The organism is Chitinophaga sp. 10T418 (genome assembly GCF_056394125.1).
Genome location: NZ_JBFTHG010000012.1, coordinates 64,791 through 86,727, shown reverse-complemented (window position 1 = coordinate 86,727; position 21,937 = coordinate 64,791). Strand labels below are relative to the sequence as shown.

Below are 21,937 nucleotides of genomic sequence, written 5' to 3'. Positions count from 1 at the left end.
CTCATGATTATCTCCTTTGACCTGGACGATACCCTCATACCTGGTATGAAACAATTTCCTACAGAACAAAGGGGAATATGGCAAAAGCTTTTCAGTCGTGAAAAAATCAGAGCAGGTACAATTGATTTGATGAAGGCGCTAAAGGCCGGGGAACACAGGATATTTGTATATACTACTTCTTACAGGTCTCCGGCTTATATCAGGCGTTTGTTTTTTTCTTATGGTATTTATCCGGAGAAGATCATCAATAAAACCCTGCATGATAAAACATTACGGGAAAAGGCCACTCTTATTTCCAAATATCCACCGGCGTTTAATATTGATGTGCATATAGATGATTCCCCAGGCGTAGCTATCGAGGGGGATCGGCATCATTTCAACACCATCATTATAGCTGAAAATGATCTTCACTGGGGCAACCATATACTGCAACAAATAGCGGATCATCGTGATAGCTGGCAATGATTACCAGCTATCACGATGATCCGGCTTTTTATCTTACCTCGTAAGGCGGCTGTGCAGGGGCCTTATAAGACTTTGTCTGCAACAGGTTTTTAATTTCAGTAATAGCACGTTCTATCTGCGGATCTATTCCTTTAGCCATATCGCCCAGGTTTTCATCTACTGCGATATCAGGGTCTACGCCATGTCCTTCGCGGAACCAGGTACCATCTCTTTCAAACATACGGAATGACGGCACGGTGATAACGCCGCCATCGATTAATCCGGGTGTGGAACTGATACCAATTAATCCGCCCCAGGTACGGGTTCCGATAATGGGGCCCAGTGCTGCTTTACGGAAGTAGTCAGGAAATGCATCTCCCCCGGAGCCGCTCCATCCATTGATAAGCATTACTTTGGGACCAAAGTTGGCATATCCCGGCCATGGTGAAGGCTTACCATCACGGGTAGCCCAGTACGCCAGTGGCTTGCGGTTCAGCATTTCGATGAAGCGATCGGGGATTTGCCCGCCGTTGTTGAATCGCTCATCAATAATCAGCGCGGCTTTATCCCATTGTGCATTGAACTGACGGATCAATTCATCCTGTCCGTCAATACCGGTGCTGGGTACGTAGATATAGCCTACCTGGTTATCAGTGGCATCTGCAATGCGTTTGCGATTGCTCTCTATCCATGCCAGGTGGCGCAGCCGGTAGTCTTTCCCTATTGTTTTTACGATAGCAGTCTTAGCACCTTCCAGGGAAGGGCGGCTGTTGTAAGTCAGCTCTACTACCTTGCCTGCGAGCGACTGGAACGCGCTGTAAGGCTCCTGTGCGGTAGTAAGCGGTACACCATTCACTGCTAGAATATAGTCACCTTCTTTGATATTCACGCCTGGCTCATCCAGTGGATTGCGGGCTTCCGCGTTCCAGGGAGCACCACGGATGATCCGTTTGATTTTATAGTATTGACCATCGGCCTGCCAGTCTACACCCAGGTAGCCGACACTTTCTGTTTTACTTTCTTCCACATCACCGCCAAAGTTATAAGTATGGGAAGCATTCATTTCACCCAGCATTTCATTGATCACGAAACTCACTTCATCACGGGTGCGGGCGCCTTCCAGCAGGTGCAGGTATTTCTCTTTCACCGCATTCCAGTCTACCCCGTGCATATGTGGATCATAGAAAAAGTCTCTTTCCATGCGCCAGGTATCCATGAATAATTGTTTCCATTCTTCTTTCGGATCAACGGTCATTTCCATTTCTTCCACCCGCATGGCCGTATCTATTTTCTGATTCTCTGCCGGTTCAATGATGCCATAGGGGCCATTGTTAACCAATATTTTGCTACGGTCGGCGGAAATCTCGTAAGAGCCTGGATTTTTGATGATCGTTTTCACCTGTTGGGTAGCGATATCATAGTACTGCAGGGTAGATTCACCGCTGCTTTCTTCATCATCCGGTGGCGTGCTGTTGAGAAACAGGATCTTTCCTTTGGTGGCGCCGAGGCGGGAATAGTTACTACCGGGTATCGGCAGTAACACGAGCCTGGCTTCCATGTTGTCCAGGTCAATGTTAGTTCCTTTTTTTTCTGCAGCTGGTGTTTCTTTTTTGTCTTTCTTTTCTTTGTCCTTCTTCCCTTTTTCTTTGGCAGCAGGTGTTGTTTCTTTTTTATCTTCTTTTACATCTACTGCATCGTTGCGGGTAGCGAGTAAAGAAGGCGTTGCTTTCTCCAGGCCGATCACCCCTATCATAGTGGCATTAGCGTAGATAAAGGTATTGTCGATGCTGCTGTAGGTAGGTTTGAAAGATTGATTAGTGAGTATATAAAGATACTTGCCTTCCTCATCAAACACTGGTCTGCTGCAGTCGTAGAAGCCGCTGGTGACCTGATGGCGTTGGTTGTTTTTTGTATCAAACAAAAATACCGCTTCGTGCAGGTTATCCAGGTCACGGCTATAGGTCAGCCATCTGCTGTCGGGGGTCCAGCTGAAGCGGAAGCCCTCAAATACATTTGGTGAATAGTGGAGGGCCTGATCTACTGCGGTGGTTTTTCCGGTGGTAACATCAAGTACCCATATTTTCATGGCTTGATCGATAAAGGCCAGTTGTTTACTATCCGGTGACCAGTATGGGGCGTAGCGGAAGCCGGGGCCATAGTGGGTGATTTGCCTGGCTTCGTTTTCTTTGCCGGCAGGTGCCATCCACAGTTCATAGTCGCCCGATTTATCGCTCCACCAGGCAATGTTTTTGCCATCGGGAGACCATGCAGGGTACCGTTCTGCAACACCACTGCTGCGGGTAAGGTCTTTTACGTATCCGTTGATGGCGGGTACAGAGAAGACATCACCGCGGGCGCTGATCAATGCCCGTTGTCCATCGGGGCTGATAGCCGTGGATTGTATGTACTTTACTGTACGAACGAGTCTGGGTTTTAGCGCAGCCAGATCAGTTGTGATCGTAATTTTCACTTCGGTGGATTGTTGTGTTGCCAATGACATCACATACAATTTGCCATTGGCTTCGTACACGATATCGGCTGGTCCCATGGAAGGGAAATGTACATCATAGTCTTTGTACGTAGTGATTTGATCGTATGCTTTTGTGTTGGTATCGTAGCGCCAGAGGTTCATGCGTTTCTCGGCGCCGCGGTCAGAGAGGAAGTAGATGTAGTTGTTGTACCACATCGGGAATTCGTCACCGGCTTCACTTTTTGCGGAAATATTTTCAGAGAGTTGTTTCGCAAAGTCAAATACGTGGATGTCTGCTTTCATACCGCCGCGGTAGCGTTTCCAGTTGCGGAAGCTCTGGGAGCGGGTGGTGACGGCTATTTTGCCGGCATCGGGTGAGTAAGATCCGAATTCTGCGTAGGCCAGTGGTAGTTTGGTAGCACTGCCACCTGTTTCCGGGATGGTGTAAAACTGGTTAAAGCGTTCTTTGGTGCTTTCTCTGCCTGAAGCGAAGAGTACCTGTTTCCCATCCGGGGTCCAGTCTACCACGCGATCGGCGCCGCCGAACTGGGTCAATCGCAATGGTACACCACCGGCTACCGGTAATACATATACGTCTGTGTTGCCGTCGTAGTTGCCGCTGAAGGCGAGTTTGCTGCCATCCGGAGAAAATTTAGGGAATGTTTCCACGCCGGGAGGAGAAATCAGTTTGATGGCGGTACCACCTGTTTTTGGCACAATCCAGATATCATTTGCATAGGAAAATGCAATTTGTGACCGGGACACGTCAGGATAGCGGAACAGGCCTGCATCTACCTGTGCCATTGCCTGTTTCCCTGCCATAGCGGCGAGAAAAATCAGGGCAGCTCTTTTCATCATAAGCGTTTAGATGTTTGAACAGACTTTTGGTGGTCTGATTTGTTGTTGCGTATTATAAAATCGATTTGCTAATCTATGTAAATCTGATAAAAGATATTGTTAATGTTATATGTAACAAGTTAATGGTATTTAGCGCATTTATAGCAGGTGAGGCTATCCATTTCGGGAATGTGCAAAAAAGATAGAATAGCCCCTGCAGTACATCCTGGCGGAAAGTGGCTGTGCATAACGCCTGCAGACGCTTATATTTCCGGCTGCTTACGCAAAAAAAGCCGATCTTTGCAGCATATCAAAATATATAATCAAAATATGGCTAGATCCCAGGAAACAGTTGGTAAAAAAGAAAAAGAAAAGAAAAAAGCGAAACAACGCCAGGACAAGGCAGAAAGAAAGGAAGAACGCAAAGCAAACAGTGGAAAAGGAAAGAGTCTGGAAGACATGATGGCGTACATCGATGAAAACGGCAACATCTCCTCTACTCCTCCCGATCCAAGAAAGAGAAAAGAAATCAATGTGGAAGACATTCAGTTAGGTGCCACCAGGCATGAGCCTTCTGAACCGGTTGAGCTGATACGCAGAGGTGTGGTAAAGTTCTTCAATGAATCCAAAGGTTACGGATTCATCATTGATCAGCAAACGCAGGACAGCGTGTTTGTGCACATTAACCAGTTAACAGAACTGATTAAGGAAAAAGACAAAGTTACTTTTGAAGTAGAGCGTGGACAGAAAGGTCCAAGTGCTGTAAATGTAAAGAAAGAAGTTAAAGTGCAGGTGCAAGCGCAACAGGCGCCACCACCACCGCCGCAGCAACAACAAGAGCAACAGTAGTCTGCAGTAGKTCTGCCCTTTTTGAAATAAATAGAATCTGAGCGGTTATGGATAACCGCTCATTTTTGTGCGTGGTAAGGATGAGATGCCCCACAACACCTAAAAGAACATGCCGTGCCAAATCCGCTGAAAAAACTCTTCCAACGCCCTATTATCTGGCTATCCAACAGATTCTCTTCCAAACCAGACAGACAACAGGTTTTTGCCTCTTTATCGCGGTTGCAACAGGAAATTCTGCAAGGCAACCGACAGAAAGGCCTGGTGATTCCCTTTGACCAGGAAAGCGCCCGTTTTATTATCTTCTCGGATCAGCATAAAGGAGGTAAAGATGGAGCAGATGATTTCATGGCCGCAGAGCAGAACTACCTCAGCGCCCTCGGCTACTATTACGACCAGGGCTTTACCTTCATTAACCTGGGCGACTGTGAAGAGCTATGGGAATGCCCGCCTGCAAAGGTGATCGCAGAAAACCGTACTTCCCTGCTCGAAGAAGCCCGTTTTCTGCAACAGAAACGCTATTTCCGGGTGTTTGGCAACCATGATCTGCAGTGGCATTATAATGTACCCCGGCAGCAATTCCTGAAGCCCCTGTTTGGCAAGAAGCTGAAAGTATATGAAGGCATTATTTTACAGACCCGGTACCAGGACAATGAATTTCGCCTTTTCCTGACACATGGTCACCAGGGCGACATGCGCAGCGATGGCAATGCTTTCAGCAAATGGTTTGTAGCCGCTATCTGGACACCAGTGCAGCGATTCTTTAAGGTTCATACCGATACCCTCTCCGACTCTTTCGACCTGGCCGACCGCCACAACATTATCATGTATGAGTGGAGTATGCAGTATCAGCATACCTTCCTCATCTCCGGCCATACACATAAACCCGTATTTGCTTCGCTGGATCATATAGACCGCCTCACAAAGCAACTGGAAAAAGCACAAAGCAAAGGAGACGCCGCACAGGTAAGCATCTTACAAAAAGCTTTATCAGCAAGACAAGCAGAATATACAGGCAAACAATTTGTAAAAACCATGGCCCATCCCTCCTACTTCAACACCGGCTGTTGCTGTTTTAGTGATGGCGACATCACCGGCATTGAAATAGCAGAAGGATTTATCCGCCTGATTAAGTGGAAGAAAGATGAAAATGGACCCAGCCGCATTGTACTCGAAGAGTCGCCGCTGTATTACCTGTTTGATCAGATGACCTGATCGGATGCCTCCTGCAGGTATGCCTGTTTCACCACTTTAGCCGTTTTATGATCACCGGTATGACTCCATCCTGGCGGCATGACGATGTACAGGAACTTATTCTTTATACCCGGTGCTTTCCGGAGATCTTTCCAGAGACAATACAACTCCCCAAAATATACATCCAGGAAACTATCGGGATTTATTTCCCTTGAAATACCATACTCAATCTGCATTTCCCGCTTTTCGTGCTGGAAGGTACCAAACACCTTATCCCAGATATTGAGCAGATTACAGAAGTTGGTATCCATGTATAACGGGTTCTTTGCGTGATGCACCCGGTGATGTGAAGGTGTCAGAATAATGGAATTCAGAAAGCCCAGCCGCCCGTCTTTAATCAGGTTCTCACCCACATGAATAAACGAACCCCAGGTACCATCAATAAACATGATGATGAACAGCAACGGCGGATTTACGCCCATTAAAATACAGATGCTGGTACGGATCACATCTGCATAGGGTGCTTCCAAAAAGAAATGCGCATAGGTCACAGAAAGGTTCATGGTTTGCGGGGCATGGTGCGTAGAGTGCAAGCACCAGAACAGGCGCACCTTATGCCCGAAATAATGATAGATGAAATGCGAAAACTCCCAGATCACATAACCATAAATAAACCAGTACCATTTCAGCGAAGTATTGAACAGCGCATATTTTTCCAGCACACCGATACAAAACGCCACCATTGCAATAGAGATAAAGCGGGAGATGAAACGGTTCGCCACAAAGATGAAGAAAGGCATTTTGTAGTCTTCTATCTTAAAGCGTTTATAAAAGATGGCCCTGAAAATTTCCAATAGTAACAGGAAAGGAATCAGGGGAGAAATGACGGAGAAAATACCGTTTAATGTCAGTAAGACTTTATAGTTACCGGTTTTACACACTTCTATTAGTTGTGAAATGCCCAGGAAAGAAATCAGTTCGTGGAATAAAGTCTGAAAGAAGGCCATAACGCTGTTATTTAAATAGGTGGAACGGGCGGAAATTCATTTGTTCGTACAAAGTAACATATTGTTTAAACAAAGTACAAATTAAACCGGAATATTCAAAGCATTTCGTGCCTGCGGCTAAAGCCGTATCTTTATGGAAAGACCGTTTTATGGAAGACTCCGATAAACTGAAACGCGTAGTAGAAGCGAGGATGAAGCTAAAAGCCCGCTTTGAGGCGAAGATGCAGCAAACACCCTCCATGGCCGACAGCAAACCGAAGGGTTCGGGAAATCCTAACCGGCACGGTATGCCGGTAATACCGGTAGGACAAACCATTACACATAAATGGCCGGTGCTGGATCTGGGCATACAGCCTGAGGTGGAAACAGCAGATTGGCGGCTGATCCTGAATGGTGCAGTAGCACACCCTGTGGAATTAACCTGGGAGGAGTTCATGGCTCTCCCGCAAACGGAAGATACCTCCGACTTTCATTGTGTGACCTCCTGGTCTAAACTGAATATGAACTGGAAAGGTGTACGGTTGCTGGATCTGGCAGCACTGGTGCAGCCGGCAGATAACGCCACGCATATCCTTTGTTATGGATATGATGACTATACCACCAACGTTTCCCTGGAAGAAGCGCTCAAGCCGGATGTGCTGCTCGTGCATACCATAGAAGGCGCCCCGCTGCCGATGGAGCACGGTGGCCCGGTAAGAATGATTACCCCTGAACTATACGCCTGGAAAGGCGCGAAATGGATACGCCGCATAGAATTCCTTACTACCAACAAATTGGGCTTCTGGGAGGAAAGGGGTTATTCCAATACGGCATATCCATGGCGAAATGATAGGTATAGTTAATAGGAATAGGTAAACAGGTATAGTTAAAAGTGCTATTTGACAGCTGTTACAAAATAATCGAGACAGTCATCGCGTAAGCTATGCTGATAAAAATCATCGTAGCTGATCCCTGCAGTTACATCTTCCATTTTTTTAAGCAGCAGTAAGCGATTCATATTGTTGAGTAACGTGTAGGGGATTCTTAGTAAAAAAGCAGGCAGTCTGTATTGCAACCGAAAAATATMGAATCGTGCAATATTATTTACACTGCGTTTGTTTTCCTCGTAATAGGCCATCACCACTTCATTACCATAAACTCCTTCTACTTTTGCAGTAGGAAAATGTGAATTCATTAAAGCAAACATCTCCCTGGGCAGGTATTCTCTTATATGAAACKGATTTCTGCTGAGAGATGTCAGCCGGTTAGGCGTGGTTAAATACAGGCGGCCACCAGGTTTCAGCACACGTCTGATTTCATGCAGTAAAGCACTGTCCTCTTTGATATGTTCAATTACCTGGAAACAGATCACCGTATCATAACTATTATCTGCAATACCTGCCAGGGCCGGAAGATTGCACTGTTGAAAAGAAGCGTTATCTGGTAATTTACTGATCGGTTTCTTTTTATCTACAGAGCGATAATGTGCCGTATGAGGCGCCAGCATTTCCATCCCATATCCTTCCCCACAGCCCAGCTCAAGCACTTGTTTGTGCTGCAGGCTTTCCAGTGGAATTGCTTTATAGGCGAATACATGCCGCTGAAATACGTAATTATTAATGTAAGACGAATTATTGGTTCTTTCTGCCGTTTTTAATAATGCGATCATTTGTAAAACCATCTTAAAATGAAAAAAAAGTACAACGGACATCTCCATTATACCGATGCATTACTACTACACGCAATAGATAAAAAACCCTTATAGTCTGTTATTAAAATTTATGTTATAAAAATGCTAATACCGGTGTTGGTGTGCTAAGAGGTATATCATTGGGTGGTTGTTGCGAAATAATCAGGACAGTGAAACCCGCTCCCATCCTGATAAAAATCAGTATGTACCATTTACGCCGAATAGCTTGAAGAGGAATTATTTTGTATACCAATACATACTGCTGAAAAGCAGTATTGTCAGTGTAGAATAAACAGTTGCAGGTCTCTTATTATTACACGCTGTAAATAAAAAATCCTTACTTTCTTCTCTTAAAATTTATGTTATAAAATATCCCTACCTGAAAACCTATCCATGTTTTGGTATTGCGATAGCCGTTATAAGTATCACTAATGGTATAAGGCGCGTGAATGATATTAATCCTCTGATAAACCATCTGCGGCGTATAAACCGTGTTACTGTCTGCTCTATATAACAGCCGTTGGCTGTTGAATACAAGACCGGCCTGCAAACGAAAGCGTTCACCCAGCTTTCTTTCGGCCACCAGGGAAAATTTCATTAAACGCATGTTCACCGATCCCGATATATGTTCTCCGACGGTATCCGCGAAGTTCCCGTATTTGAAATCGTGAAGCTGTTTACCAGTAGTCATCTGTAGGTGTATTCGCCAGTCTTCGGATATGCGGGCAGCAATACCAGCTCCGACTCTAAAGCCCACCAGATTAAAATTAGTGCTGGCGGAAGCAATACCATAAAGAAAAGGAAGTCCTATCTGTATAGTGGGGTTAACGTAATAACTTTCATCTCCGGTAACGCCCAGATTCAGTAAAAAAGAAAATGGCCCCTTTTCTCCACTCCTTCGTACTCCTTGTCCACCGGGATTTTGATAGCGGTTGGAAAATGTATTTTGAAGGATCGATTTTACCAGTGAAGTTTTGGCGGTGGTTGTTGACTGCTGTATTATTATATCCCGGGGAGATGCAGATGCAGTAACTATTTCCGTATTCTTCATTTTATTGTCTGTTGCGACTTTTAAAATTTGATTTGTTGCATCATTTGCGGACTGTTGCTTCGCTATATTCGTTGAATCTTTCCCGGTAATAGTGATTATTTTATTGCGCAGTGTATCTCCTGTGCCCCTACCCCAGCCCCAGAGCAATGATGAATCCAACTGCCAGCTGCTGAAGCGTAACAATCGATTGTGTGCAGCATCTGCGGGGGTAGAATAATAGGTTAGCCGGGAGCCTGTTGTTTTAATACCGTCGTATCGGTTACCGGATGCAAAGGCAATACGCAGCGTGTCTTCTTTTTTGATGGAATCGCGTTTGAGGTTACCAGCCAAGCCAGCTTTTAAGGAATCTGGTTTCCTGATGGTATCACCTGAGCCACCCCATACAAAGACGGAATCTGTTTTTCTGATCGTGTCAGCTGGGATAACCGCTCCGGAAACGAGCCTGCCAGAATCGGGCGGGATAACCACACTTGAAGTTACCAATGTATCAGCAACAAAATAAATGGTGGGTATTGACTGCAGATCCGGTAATGCGGGCCCTGTTTTCATGGCTTGTTTCGCAAGTGATTTTTCACTGGTGTTCTTTCTGACAGATTCTTTTTTGGTCGAATATTTTTTAGCTGGCAGCGGGTTAGGCTTGCGGGGCGGGTTATCAATAAAAATGATATGTCCTCCCAGGACGGTGTAAAAGATACCGGTATCTTCTTTGATGGCAGTGAGCAACTGCGCTACCGGCATGGGGCCGTTGGGAACGTGAATGATACGCGAAGGAGGAAACTTGCTGGTGTTCAGTGAAAATCTCGCACCGGTTTGACGGCTGACGATACTGAGCAGGGAATCCAGACGGATTTGCTTCGCTGGCAATACTATTTTCTGCCGCAAATTAATCCGGTTTTGCTGTGCACTGCAAACAGAAACTGCTATAATCGGGATTAACAGTGCTGCTATATATTTAATTACATCCAATACCACTGATATACACGGTATCTTTTTCGATCCTATACTGGACATTCAACGTGATTGATATAACCTCAAAAATGAATTCAATAGATTTATTATCGAAAGAACTGCTCATGGTACAGGCTTCCAGCTTCTTATTTTTAAAAATGACTTTGATGCCGTAAGCTTTTTCCATTTGAGTGGCGATCTCTTTCAGACTGGCATTGGTAAAATTTAAAGACCTAATTTGCTGGTGGGTGCTATCCGCCACTGTCAGACCAAAATGGTGACTACTGTTATTGTAGGTGCCGGTATCCCCCGCCTTTAATGTAATACCGCTGTCTCCTCTATACATACTAACTGCACCTGATTTCACGACTACCATTATTTGGGCAGTATCTTCTGCTACTTGAAAAACAGTGCCCAATACTTTTACCTGTATGTCTCCCACGCTTACTATAAACGGCTTCACGGGATCCGATGTTACATTGAAAACAGCGCCTCCGGTTAGGTGAATACTTCGGGTATTGCCGAGAAAGTCTTTTTTATATTTTATTGCTGCTCCGGTGGCGATTTCCACTACCGATTGATCGGGCAGGGTATCCCTTACCATTTGTTTATCGGCTTGCCGTATTACGAACGAGTCAGGGACGGTGACATGTGATGGCTGCAGCCACCAGTAGGCACCTGCAGCGCCCAACAGCAGCAGGATGGCCGCAGCGATGCTCCAGCGGAGCATTTTCACAGTACCCGTTTTGACGGGCTTTCTGTCTCTTTTGATCGCGGCTAATAGTTTTAGTTTATCCGGCAGTTGCCAGGTACTCCCGGCAGCTGTTTGCTCCCACACCGCCATTGCCTGCACAAACAAAGCATGGTTTTCACTGGAAGCTTTTACCCAATTATCCACAGCCATGGCTTCTTCCGGAGTAGCTTCCCCGGAAAGATATTTTGCCAGTAATTMATCCTCTTCTTGTATGTGACCGGGATTATTCATCATTTAAAGTTCTAACTTCTATTTTTCACATGAAAAATAATATAATAACGCTGATCATAATATCAAATAATTTTGCACGTAAGATCTTTAATGCTTTGCCCATTTGTGCTTCTACTGTTTTTATGGACAGTCCCATTTCCACTGCAATGTCTGCATACTTCATTCCTTCAAACCGGCTCTTGGTAAAAATAAGCTGGCATTGAGGTGAGAGGGCTGCAATATGATCCATGATTTGTCGGTTAATTTCTTTACTGATCAGTTTATTCCCTGTATCATGCACTGCGCTGTCATTTTCCGATTCATACCTGGCTCGGACCTTGTCGTGTCTTTTAATGTTCAGGCAATAATGATATACTGCTGTATACAGGTATGATTTTACAGATTGCTCTTCGTCTAATGTGTCTCTCTTCTCCCATAATTTCAGGAACACTGCCTGCACAGCATCTTTGGCGTTATCATTGTCTTTGAGGATAGTAAAGGCGTAACGATGCAATCCTTCATAATGGTTATGAAAGTATTGTTCAACCTGTAAAGCCAGTTTATCATCGTGTTTATCTTTCTCCAATGGCCACTTTTGCTGTTATATATACTACTAATACACCTGAATGGTCATAAACCCTTACGTGCCTGAAAAATAATTATTGGCGGATAAAAGATACCAGTGCCGGTATTAATTCAGGCGACAAAGGTAATGGAGTCTTTTTATCCGGAGAAATACCGTTACTGTTTTTTAATGCGTGTGTCATGCCTTCTATCAGCACCAGGTTAGTACCGGGTTTGCAGTCCTGCAGCATGGTTACCTGGGCGGGTGACACCTGTACATCAGCCGCTCCACCCACTATCAACACCGGCATTGTCAGGGTTGGCAGTAAGGCGCAGGGATCAAAACGGAAGGTACTTTTCCAATAGTTAAAGTTACCGGTGTTAAACAAAATATGTAAGTCCGCGGGCACTTTGGCGGGCGTTTTATCCTGCCGAAGGTCATTTAAAATGCTGACAGATTGCTGATATAACGAGTCCGACAATCTTGGTTTCAGTTGTTCCAGCAGCACTTTATCAGTCGTTTCTCCTGGGGTAGATAAGGGGATCAGGCATTTCAGGTGGCTATGCTGCGCGAGTATGAGTCCAATGATGCCGCCTTCACTGTGCCCTATAACGGATATACTGGAGAACCTCCCGCTTCGCTGCAGATGGGCTATACAGGCCTCCGCATCTGCCGTATAATCATCCATTGTCAGGGTAGCCAGTGATTTTTGGAAGGCGGTGCTTTGCCCGGTACCACGTTTATCATACCGCAAAGAAGCGATACCGTTGGCTGCCAGTCCCTGGGCCAGTTGCTGATAGGAAAAGCTTTCCGCCGCCGGAAGAAACAGGCTGTTTCCATTACGATCTGTAGGGCCTGAACCGGCGATGATCAGCACTACCGGGCCATGCTGCTGACCTTCCGGCTGTGTAAGCGTGCCGTATAACACCCCACCGTCAATAGTGTTGACAGTATCTGTTATTTCGTTAGCATTCAGCACCATGTGTTTGGGCTTAGATCCGGTGATGAAAAAGCCCACTATCCGGTTGTCATTATCCAATGCCACGCGGAATGTCAGGGTAGCGCGTTCAAAATTATTCTCTGCGGTAACGATATAATGTTCCCCCTCCCGTACTGTTTTTTGCGAGGTCAGCGCCTCCCACTTTCCATTGGCCTGTTCCACCTGCGACCATACACCTTTCAGCATGTCTGCATTCAGTTTTTCTTTCATGGCGGGCGCCATGTATTGCATTGCGTTGGTCCAGTTAGCTTTGCTCATTTGCTCAAAGAAGCTTTTGACTACCACATTTTGCTGTTGTGCAGCAACGTGTTGAATGAGGCAGAACGACAGGACGAAAAAGAAGAAGCGTTTCATATGTTCAGGGTTGATGAATCAATTTTTTGTATATAATATACGAATAAGCTGCAGGCACCAAGGCAGTTATGAACAGCACCGACAACAGGATATAATGCGACTGGTGTTCATTGGCAATGAGTGTAGCGATAAAGCCAGCCACCCCAGATACAAATAGCATGATCCCTCCCATCCGATGCGTTTTACGCCATACCGTTTCATTTTTCAGCGTCCAGGGAGTACGGATGCCCAGGTAAGGATTGGGGCGTACATTATACAGCAGGTTGCCGCAAATGGCGAGGAATACCAGGATAAACTGCGGAATCATTTTGTCGGCACTTATTCGTCCTGCTACCAGCAAAACACATAGCGGACCAATCGACACGACTACATGTGTGCTGACCCAGATGATCACATAGGATTTACGTGCCAGCGGCTTTTCTTCGCTATGACGATACAGCACCGAATATAACCTGTAAATAAACAGATTGAGCAACACCAGTAAAGCAATGCCACCAATATAACTCCACATAGTAGCACTTCCACCGGTTAATTTACCGGCAGCCACCAGCATTTCATACACCGGGATAGCGCTGAACAACAGGATCAGTCCTGCTTTCAGTGAATATAATATGGGGGTTAGCAAAACGGATTGCTGCCGGAGACCTGCCTGCCATTTCTTTGCAAACAACGGAAAGCTCAATGAGAGGTAGACTACCAAACAGGCAAAGAACATGGCAGTCACGAATCCTCCCGGTGCCATACGTCCGTTTACCACCCATTGCCCGCTGCCATCTATCGTATAATGAGAAGGTACCAGTTCCGGCAATAATGGTTTCAGGTAATAATATACCAGGAAAGGGCAAGCCATGGCTACTATCAATGGTACTTCTTTCCACCATTTATTTTCCTTCATACCGGGCTGTTGTTTTTTTTGTGAGTGGTAAGGTATCGGCGGTAAACTGGAGCATCCATTTCAGTAATTCATCCATCACCGTTGTGTTGAGAGAATAAAAAACGAATTGCCCTTTTTTCACGCTGGTCAATAGCTCCGCTTGTTTCAACAGGTCGAGATGATGAGAGATGGTGGGCTTGGAAAAGCTGAAATGCTCTGCGATCTGACCGGCGGTCAGGTCTTCCGTTTTGAGCAACTCGAGGATGTCCCGCCGGGTTTTATCATTGAGTGCTTTGAACACGTTGTTCATATAAACATATATTTAGACAACTATCTAAATGCCAAGATAGGAGAAGTCAGGAAACTGGCAAAATGTAATTCCCAACAAGGAAAGATGATTTTCGGATGACAACAGCGAATAACGGATGAAGATGCGTAGCAGGTGATGGTACCGGCGGGTTATTACATGACTCCGCAGCGCTCCCTTTCGGGATAACGCTGCGGAAGGAATAGGTGTAGGGATAATGAAACTATGGCAGGATCTCTATTTCAGTGCCTTCGTTCCAATGTTTATGCTCTGGCGTGTAATACAGATAACAGTTGCTGGCTTTGGCTTTATAAGTGCCGGGAACATCTGCTTTCAGGTCCAGGTTGATAGTTTTAGTTTCATCCGGGCTGAATCCCATCCAGTAAAGCACCAGGTAATTATCAAAGATTTCATAATAGGCGACTTCTTTTTTCTCTTTCAGTTCTTTGAGCTGCCAGGGCTGCAGAGAAAGGCCGGCAGGTATGCCTATTTTGGCAATAGACATAGGTTGTAGCATGCCTTTTTCATTTTTCACATCAATTTTCATCCTGACGGTTTCCCCGATTTTAGTGCGGGTATCCGCCAGTGTAGCATTGATATGTAAGTCGGCCTTAGGACTGTTAGGCGGTTGCATAGTGTAATAGGAAACCTCCAGATGATAAGGAATACCGGATTTTTCATTGCTGTAATGCACCGCAAAAGTATTGGCACCTGCTTTCAATAAATTGCTGAAATCGCTGCCCAGCGCCACTTTCTGCGTATTCAGTTCGAAATCAACAGTACCGGCATTTTCCGCGCGTCCTTTTATCTTTACGAATTCTACGATGGCGTTCAGTGCCATCACGGTTGCCTGCGTGGAGCCGTAACCGTAGTATGATTTATCTGACAGCACTTTAGAGATGACTACTGCTATGGTGGCAAGATCAGGCGTTTGTTCCCTGGCCAGCGCCAGTGCGTATAACGATAACGACTCTACGCGCAGGGAAGCATCCCTGGAATTTACCACAGTCGTGGCTGCCGTGAAGTTGTTTTTTTCATAGCTCTGTTTTAACGCCTGCATCAGCCGGTTGTAGTCGGTGGTATTTTTCATATTGCTGGCAGCGAGCGCCATTAATCCCAGCTGGTAAGCATCATTAGTTGCTAATGCTTTTTGTACGCCGGCTTCATATTCCGGTTGTATTTCTTTACCAATGCCGGCTTGCGTTAACGCATATACGATATAGAGATTAGCCACGCTGTTGGGTACGGATGCAAACTTATCATAGCCACCGGAAGCCAGTTTAAAGCCTCCTTTACCGTCTCTGCGGCTCAACAGGAATTTTTTGGTTCGGGCCAGCATATCCTTATCTACGTTGATGAAAGTCTGCATATCCGTAAACTCCAGTAAGCCGTAGGCTGTTAACGCTTCATGTGCCGGTGCATGGCCAAACCATTCGAAACCATTCTCTGTGGTTTCAAAGCTGATCAACCGTTTGTACCCGGTTTCAATATAGTTCATGGCTTTAGCCACCACATCAGGATTGGATTTCCCCGATTCCCGGAGATATTTGAGGATAAAAATGTTAGGGTAAGTGCTGGAAGACGTTTGTTCAAAACAGCCGTAAGGTTCTCTCAACATAGATGCTATTCCATCGAGCAATTGCCCTTCCAATGTAGCGAATACCCTCAGGTCTGTTTTGATACTGCCGGCTATCGGCTGGCCCAGCTCAAAAGGAAGTCTGACTGATTTATCACCGGAGAAGGTTTTAAACACCGGGAAACCTTTCTCTGCCGCTATTACCGGAAGAGATAATGTTTCTGTGCCCGTTTTACCACTCACCATAAATTTGATATCACCCCGGCAGGCTGCGGTGGCTTCCAGTGGAATCAGTACCTGTTTGGAAGTGTTCGCATCCAGTACAACCCTCTCTTCATATTCTCCTTTTTTCATTTTCTCTGGCAATGCAATAGTGATATCCAGTTCCACGCTGGCTGCGCTGTTATTTTTAAGCACCAGCGGTATCAGCGCGCGATCGCCCACTGTCAGGTAGGGAGGAATCTTCGCATCTATCTGCAATGCATTCCGTGCTGACCAGGTGGCTTCTGTTCTGCCGGGCTGACCATTCCAGGCAATTCCTTCGGCAACTGCCCGGAAAGTAGTGGCGGCATCGGAGTTGTAGAACTCCAGCGTGGCGGCGCCACTACTATCTGTTTGCACAACCGGGTTCCAGTAAATCGTTTCCCGGAAATCACTCCGCTCTTTTGTTACCGTAGTGGCGTATTGGGGCGCATAGAATACCCTGGCCACGTCATAAGCATTTCCAATGCCGGGAACGTATTTGGTGTTGTAATAGTCTTCTTTATTCAATCTCAACCTGATCGCTGCTCTTCCGGCATTTTTGGTGGTGATCAGGATCACACCATTAGCAGCACGGCTTCCATAAAGTGCTGATGCCATTGCATCTTTATAGACCTCTATCGCGGTGATGTCATTGGGATTTAAGTCTTGCAGCATTCCTTCAAATGCCACCCCGTCTATAATAAACAATGGTTGATTATTGCCGGTCAGTGAGTTATTGCCTCTTATCCTGATTTCTTTGGCTGCTCCAGGATTGGCTTGTGGCACTACCTGTACCCCTGCTACCCTACCCTGCAGCGCCTGATCCATGTTCTGCACAACATTAATTTCATTGGCAACAATCGAAGTAACCGAGCCAGTCATATTCGCCTTTCGTTGTGCGCCGTAGCCAACAACTACCACTTCATTCAGTCCCTTATCATCACCCATATTCTTTATCCACGCATCTACTTTCTTTTTTATTTCTTCTTCCGCATTTGCATATTCCTGTTTTTGCGCCGCGGGCCGGATACCGGCATACTCCTTAAAGCTGACCCCTTCTTCCAATAATTTTTTAGTCCGGATAACATTATAATCGATACTGTTCTGCTCCACCCGGATCTTCACTTTTTCTTTTCCTTTAACTGACTTCGCTATCAGGTAATAATGGGCCCGTTCGTCCAGCCCGGCAAAGAAAAACTGTCCATCATCAGCTGTATTCATTTGGATGGCTTTACTTTTTTCCGCCATATTAATCAGGAATACCGTGGATTTTACCGGTTTATCCTGTGCATTGAAGACAGTGCCACTCATCACGTAACCATCATCCGGCAGGTACTTCAGGGCTTTCCCTTCGTTTAATTCAGGGAGATAGCTAAAATACCGGTAGCCATGTGTCAGCATTACCAGGTCGAGCGCCGGATCTGATTTAGGTTCTTCTTTCTTAAAATAAAACAAGGGCTCTTCAATCTTTCCACTCAATTCGGAACTCATGAGCAACCAGGATAGTATATGATCCTGTTTGTCATCCGCATAGGACCAGAGCTTATCGTCCATGACCGCCAGCGACAGGTTGGAAGCCAGTGGCGTTCCTTTGGCATCTGTTGTTTTGAGGGTCATCACCACTTTTTCCCGTGGCAGGTACTGTGATTTGTCTGTCGTGATTTTAACCTGCAGGGTGTTGTCTTTATTCAGAAATACCAGTCTTTCTGCCACTGGTAATCCATTTCCGGCCGTCAGGGTAAACCTGGCGATACCAGCAGGAAATCCCGACTGATCTATTTCAACGGTATGCGTACCTTTCTTCAGGATAAGGTCACTGGCGGCGTAGGTGATGCCTTTTGTCTGCCCGGTTAAAGTAACCCGCTGGTTGCTGGTAGCAGACAGATTCAGGAAAAGTTTTCCATCTCTCTTCATAAAATTCATGACCACACCTTCTGCTGTGAAGGCCGGAAAAGCATACTGTTTGGTGATATGCAGTGGTGAAGTGATCTTTACCGTGTACTTTTTCCCCGCCTGTGGCGTAAAAGGAAACTGTCCCATACCTGCATAGTAACTTTCAAAGTCGGCCTGTTTATTCCCTGCATCATCCCATACTTCTCCTTTTACATCTACTGGTTTACCGTGTTCGTTGATGGCTCTGAAAGCAATGTTGCTGGTGAGTCCTGCTACCAGGGAGCCTCCTTCGGGTAACAATTGCAGATCTATTTTATTCAACACAATAGGAATACTCCGGGAGATGGCTTCTTTATAGGCATCATAGTTTATCGTCACATTCAGCAAACCATCTGTTGTGTTCAGGTCATCCGGTAATTTGAACTTCAATTGTACTTTACCGTCGCCGTTGGTGGTGACCACCTGGGTACTCACTACATTGCCACCCAGCGATACCTTATAATTTACTTTATAATTGGCAATGGGTTGATCAGATAAATTACGGATGGAGTAGTCAGCGATCACTTCATCGCCGGGACCATAGCCCTTTTTGGGGAAATCCAGTTTCATTAATATACGGGGAGCGATTACTTTTTGCAGCGTCAGTTCCTTTACAAAAAAAGTGCTGTCGCTTTCATTGCGCATCCACGTAGTGTAAGCTTTGAGCTTATAAATACYGCCGGGGGCTTTATCTTCAAAAGTAAAAGAGCCTTCGGCAAATCCATCTGTTATTTTATAATTTAATTTTTTGAGCATGTTCCCGGAAGGGTCCAGTACTTCTACAAAAACCACCTTACTTAATGTGGCTGGTTGCTGATCCTTCGCGTTTACCACATATACTTTAAAGAACGCGTCCTGTCCGGGTTGAAAAAAAACGTGGCTGGTGTGGATATAGATTTTCTCTTTGTACTTAGCATAATCAAATGACTGTCCCCAACAGGTAGCCGCCATCAACAGGTATATGCATATATGCGTAATAATATTTTTCATGGGTATCAGAATTGAAGGGTTACGTTAAAGCCATAAGTTTTAGTAGCGGGAAGATTAAAGAAATCCAGGCCGGTACTATTTGCCTGATCGAATAACAACTGTTCCGGATCCACGCCGCTATATGGCGTCCACAGCATCACATTATTGATGTAGGCACTCAGGGTCAACTTTTGAATAATATGCCTGAAAGGCTGCTGATAGCTTAGTTTCAGGGCATTCAGGCGTAGCCAGTCGGCCCGCTCGATGTAGTCTGCTGCAACGCCGCTATAACCGTATCTCACCCACCGGTTGTTTTCTATGGGTAGCTTGGGGTTGTAAAAATCTACGGGGGTATTGTTCGGGGCGCCATTCATTTGTACACCGGGAAAAACATAATTTGTGATGGTTCTGCCTTCGGCAGATGCCTGTGATCTTCCGTAGTAATCGAGTACTGCTTGTGTACCGTTCCATCGTTCGCCACCATTCTTCCATTCCAGGGCTGCTTCCAGGGTAAGTTTTTTCCAGCGCACCATGTTCGTCAACTTCATCACAAAATCGGGATTAGGATTACCAATGATGGCGGGGGCTTTTGCTACCAGCGGAAATCCGTCCGGGCCTATTACCCTGTTGCCGGCGGCATCTCTTTCCCAGGTGCTGCCCGTGATTACTCCCAGTGGCTGCCCTTTTACGAGCGTAGTATGTACATCTCTGAAACCTGCCAGGGGTATCCCGTTAACGCTGCCGTAGGCATCGGTGACTTTGTTTTTATAGGCAAAGAATCCCAGAACATGCATCGTGGTGATGTTTGAGTTGCGGTTATCTATATCCAGTAGTTGCAGCTCCAGATCTATTCCATTGGTCCGGTAGTCGCCAATATTTTTTAATACCAGCTCCTGATTTTCGTATATGGGGAACAAGTCCTGTTCTATTTTTCTTATGAATGCGCGGGCGGAAAAGTTCAGCAGAGATTTATAGCCACCGCTGATGCTGCTGCTCCAATCTCTGTGACGTACCGGGGACAGGCGGTCAAAGCTGCTTATTTCCTGTGTGGGAAAATAGTGTCCTGCTTCGGCGGTGGAATAACGCAGGAGGTTCACATAAGCAAGTGAATTATTGACCGGCAATTCCGTATTTGCCTCCACATAGGATGATCTGAATTTCAGCGACCATCCTGTTGGGGAAAGATATGTTGCGGTAATATCCATTGCAGGCTGGAAGTAATTATTCGCCGCTACCGTGTTGGAAACATAACTCTTATTTCCCAGCATGAATTCGGCATACCATCTCCTGCTATTAAATATATTCCGGTAGTTAACGCCTATCTCATGTGCGGAGCGCTGGTATAAATAGTTGCCGTATGCCGGTTGATAATGGATGCCGGAATGCGCGTCCGTGAAAATATAATTGGCGGTAAAAGCCCCTGACCATAACCGCTTCCTGTAGAGAACGGTCCCGGTTACTTCTCCTTTTAACTGGTATAATTTGTCTTCCTTACTGCGGTACAGTGGTCTTCCATCGGGGAAGTCTGCACTACCAGGCTTATAGCCTTCGTGGCTGTTTTCTCTTTTATCATCGAACGATTGTGTGATCACATATTTCACCCGATTATATACATTCCGTTCCATGAGCAGGCTCACCTGCTGCCGGGTGGCGTTGAAATTGTTATCATTATCTCTGAGGAGAAAATCAGTATTATCTGCCTGTTTACTATAGCTACGCTGACCACTCCCCAACGTGTACCCTTGCCCGTTATCAAAGCTCACCGGTGTCAGGATCGATTGCTGGTAAGCCTTATTCAGGAATCCGTTTCTGTTGGCATTTGAAAACTGATCCTGCGAGTAACTGTATTTGCCCACGAGGTGCAGCCACTTTATTCTGGCGCCCAGGGAGGCATCCAGGTTTTTTGTATTATTATCGTTGTAGCGAATAAACGTCTTTTCACTGGTTTGCCCCAGGTTAATATTAAACTCCCGTGCATTGATCTGATTCTCGAGCAGGACTGCTTTCAGGTTGAAGGATTGGGAAAAGAGGGTGCCTGTTCTGAATATGTTATTCGTATAGGCGGTAGGGTGATGCCCGTTGCCACTGCCTGCCGGTACCAGTTTTCCGTTGCTGTCATACAAATAAGGATCTCCATCATATTCTAGTGTGCGGCGGGATGGTCCATAGCTAAATAACTCGTTTGTTTCCGCACCCTGCCAGCTCAGGGCTCCCTGCAGTGAGCGTCCCTGTACAAAATCTGTTTGCAGTGACGGCAGCTGGTTGATTGTTTTAAGTGCGAAAGTGGCAGCGTAACTACCAGAGATCAATAACTCTTTCTTATAGCCCGGACGCAGCAGCAGCTCGTTGTTATGGCAACTTACTTTCCTGAACCGGGTATCTGTAGTAAAAATACTTTTTACATGCAGTGTACGATGCAGATTTGATTTTGGTATGGTTACCGTATTGGTATCAGCATTTATCAAACGCTGATACGCATTCGAATAAACCGGGTTTACTACCTTACTATTTTGTGCTAAAAGAGAAAAAGGGGATAGCAGCAGTATCAGGAAATATTTCAAGGTATATGTTTTTATATTATCAATATAAGGTATAACAATAAGGCATATGTACTAGCCTGAATCCGGCCACTCTTTATCATAACGTGAATATATACTTCGTATGTTAATGATATTCATATTATTGTA

15 protein-coding genes are annotated in these 21,937 nt (G+C 45.6%); 4 read left to right on the top strand and 11 right to left on the bottom strand.

The annotated features are described in order from the left end of the window. Positions 1-3: 3 nt before the first annotated feature. Positions 4-465, top strand: coding sequence for a hypothetical protein (locus AC1DCV_RS28390; protein ID WP_477026352.1), 462 nt, complete (start codon positions 4-6; stop codon positions 463-465). Positions 466-493: 28 nt separating this feature from the next. On the opposite strand, the gene AC1DCV_RS28385 is transcribed toward AC1DCV_RS28390, so the two are convergent. Then, entirely contained in the window at positions 494-3,772 is a 3,279-nt protein-coding gene (locus tag AC1DCV_RS28385; protein WP_477026351.1) for a S41 family peptidase, read from the bottom strand. Between the two features lie 309 nt (positions 3,773-4,081). On the opposite strand from AC1DCV_RS28385, the gene AC1DCV_RS28380 reads away from it, so the two are divergent. Next, positions 4,082-4,600, top strand: a complete 519-nt coding sequence (locus AC1DCV_RS28380; RefSeq protein WP_441576941.1) for a cold-shock protein — start codon at positions 4,082-4,084, stop codon at positions 4,598-4,600. Positions 4,601-4,714: 114 nt separating this feature from the next. Then, positions 4,715-5,812, top strand: coding sequence for a metallophosphoesterase (locus AC1DCV_RS28375; RefSeq protein WP_477026350.1), 1,098 nt, complete (start codon positions 4,715-4,717; stop codon positions 5,810-5,812). On the opposite strand, the gene AC1DCV_RS28370 is transcribed toward AC1DCV_RS28375, so the two are convergent. Further along, positions 5,800-6,798, bottom strand: coding sequence for a sterol desaturase family protein (locus AC1DCV_RS28370; protein WP_477026349.1), 999 nt, complete (start codon positions 6,796-6,798; stop codon positions 5,800-5,802). The two genes, AC1DCV_RS28375 and AC1DCV_RS28370, sit on opposite strands and share 13 nt — an antisense overlap. Positions 6,799-6,947: 149 nt before the next feature. On the opposite strand from AC1DCV_RS28370, the gene AC1DCV_RS28365 reads away from it, so the two are divergent. Further along, positions 6,948-7,640: a sulfite oxidase-like oxidoreductase gene (locus tag AC1DCV_RS28365; RefSeq protein ID WP_477026348.1), complete on the top strand. Its 693-nt coding sequence runs from the start codon at positions 6,948-6,950 to the stop codon at positions 7,638-7,640. Positions 7,641-7,672: 32 nt separating this feature from the next. Here the strand turns inward: AC1DCV_RS28365 and AC1DCV_RS28360 are convergent, their stop codons facing one another. The 9 genes from AC1DCV_RS28360 to AC1DCV_RS28320 all read right to left on the bottom strand — a co-directional run bounded on the left by AC1DCV_RS28360 (position 7,673) and on the right by AC1DCV_RS28320 (position 21,811). After that, positions 7,673-8,446, bottom strand: a complete 774-nt coding sequence (locus AC1DCV_RS28360; RefSeq protein ID WP_477026347.1) for a class I SAM-dependent methyltransferase — start codon at positions 8,444-8,446, stop codon at positions 7,673-7,675. Between the two features lie 358 nt (positions 8,447-8,804). Beyond that, on the bottom strand, positions 8,805-10,400 hold the full coding sequence (locus AC1DCV_RS28355; RefSeq protein WP_477026346.1) for a hypothetical protein: 1,596 nt from the start codon (positions 10,398-10,400) through the stop codon (positions 8,805-8,807). A 70-nt stretch (positions 10,401-10,470) separates the two neighbouring features. Next, on the bottom strand, positions 10,471-11,454 hold the full coding sequence (locus AC1DCV_RS28350; RefSeq protein WP_477026345.1) for a FecR family protein: 984 nt from the start codon (positions 11,452-11,454) through the stop codon (positions 10,471-10,473). Positions 11,455-11,476: 22 nt separating this feature from the next. Beyond that, on the bottom strand, positions 11,477-12,016 hold the full coding sequence (locus AC1DCV_RS28345) for an RNA polymerase sigma-70 factor (RefSeq protein WP_477026344.1): 540 nt from the start codon (positions 12,014-12,016) through the stop codon (positions 11,477-11,479). 73 nt (positions 12,017-12,089) lie between these two features. Further along, on the bottom strand, positions 12,090-13,349 hold the full coding sequence (locus AC1DCV_RS28340) for a serine aminopeptidase domain-containing protein (RefSeq protein ID WP_477026343.1): 1,260 nt from the start codon (positions 13,347-13,349) through the stop codon (positions 12,090-12,092). 4 nt (positions 13,350-13,353) lie between these two features. Continuing rightward, a complete protein-coding gene (locus AC1DCV_RS28335; protein ID WP_477026342.1) occupies positions 13,354-14,244 on the bottom strand; it encodes an SdpI family protein in 891 nt (296 codons plus the stop codon). Then, positions 14,231-14,533: an autorepressor SdpR family transcription factor gene (locus AC1DCV_RS28330; protein ID WP_477026341.1), complete on the bottom strand. Its 303-nt coding sequence runs from the start codon at positions 14,531-14,533 to the stop codon at positions 14,231-14,233. Before AC1DCV_RS28330 ends, AC1DCV_RS28335 begins: the two co-directional genes overlap by 14 nt. 220 nt (positions 14,534-14,753) lie before the next feature. After that, complete coding sequence (locus AC1DCV_RS28325) at positions 14,754-19,271, bottom strand: TonB-dependent receptor plug domain-containing protein (RefSeq protein WP_477026340.1); 4,518 nt, start codon at positions 19,269-19,271, stop codon at positions 14,754-14,756. Positions 19,272-19,276: 5 nt separating this feature from the next. Then, positions 19,277-21,811 (bottom strand): hypothetical protein, encoded by a 2,535-nt coding sequence (locus AC1DCV_RS28320; RefSeq protein ID WP_477026339.1) that lies wholly within the window; start codon positions 21,809-21,811, stop codon positions 19,277-19,279. Positions 21,812-21,937 lie beyond the last annotated feature (126 nt).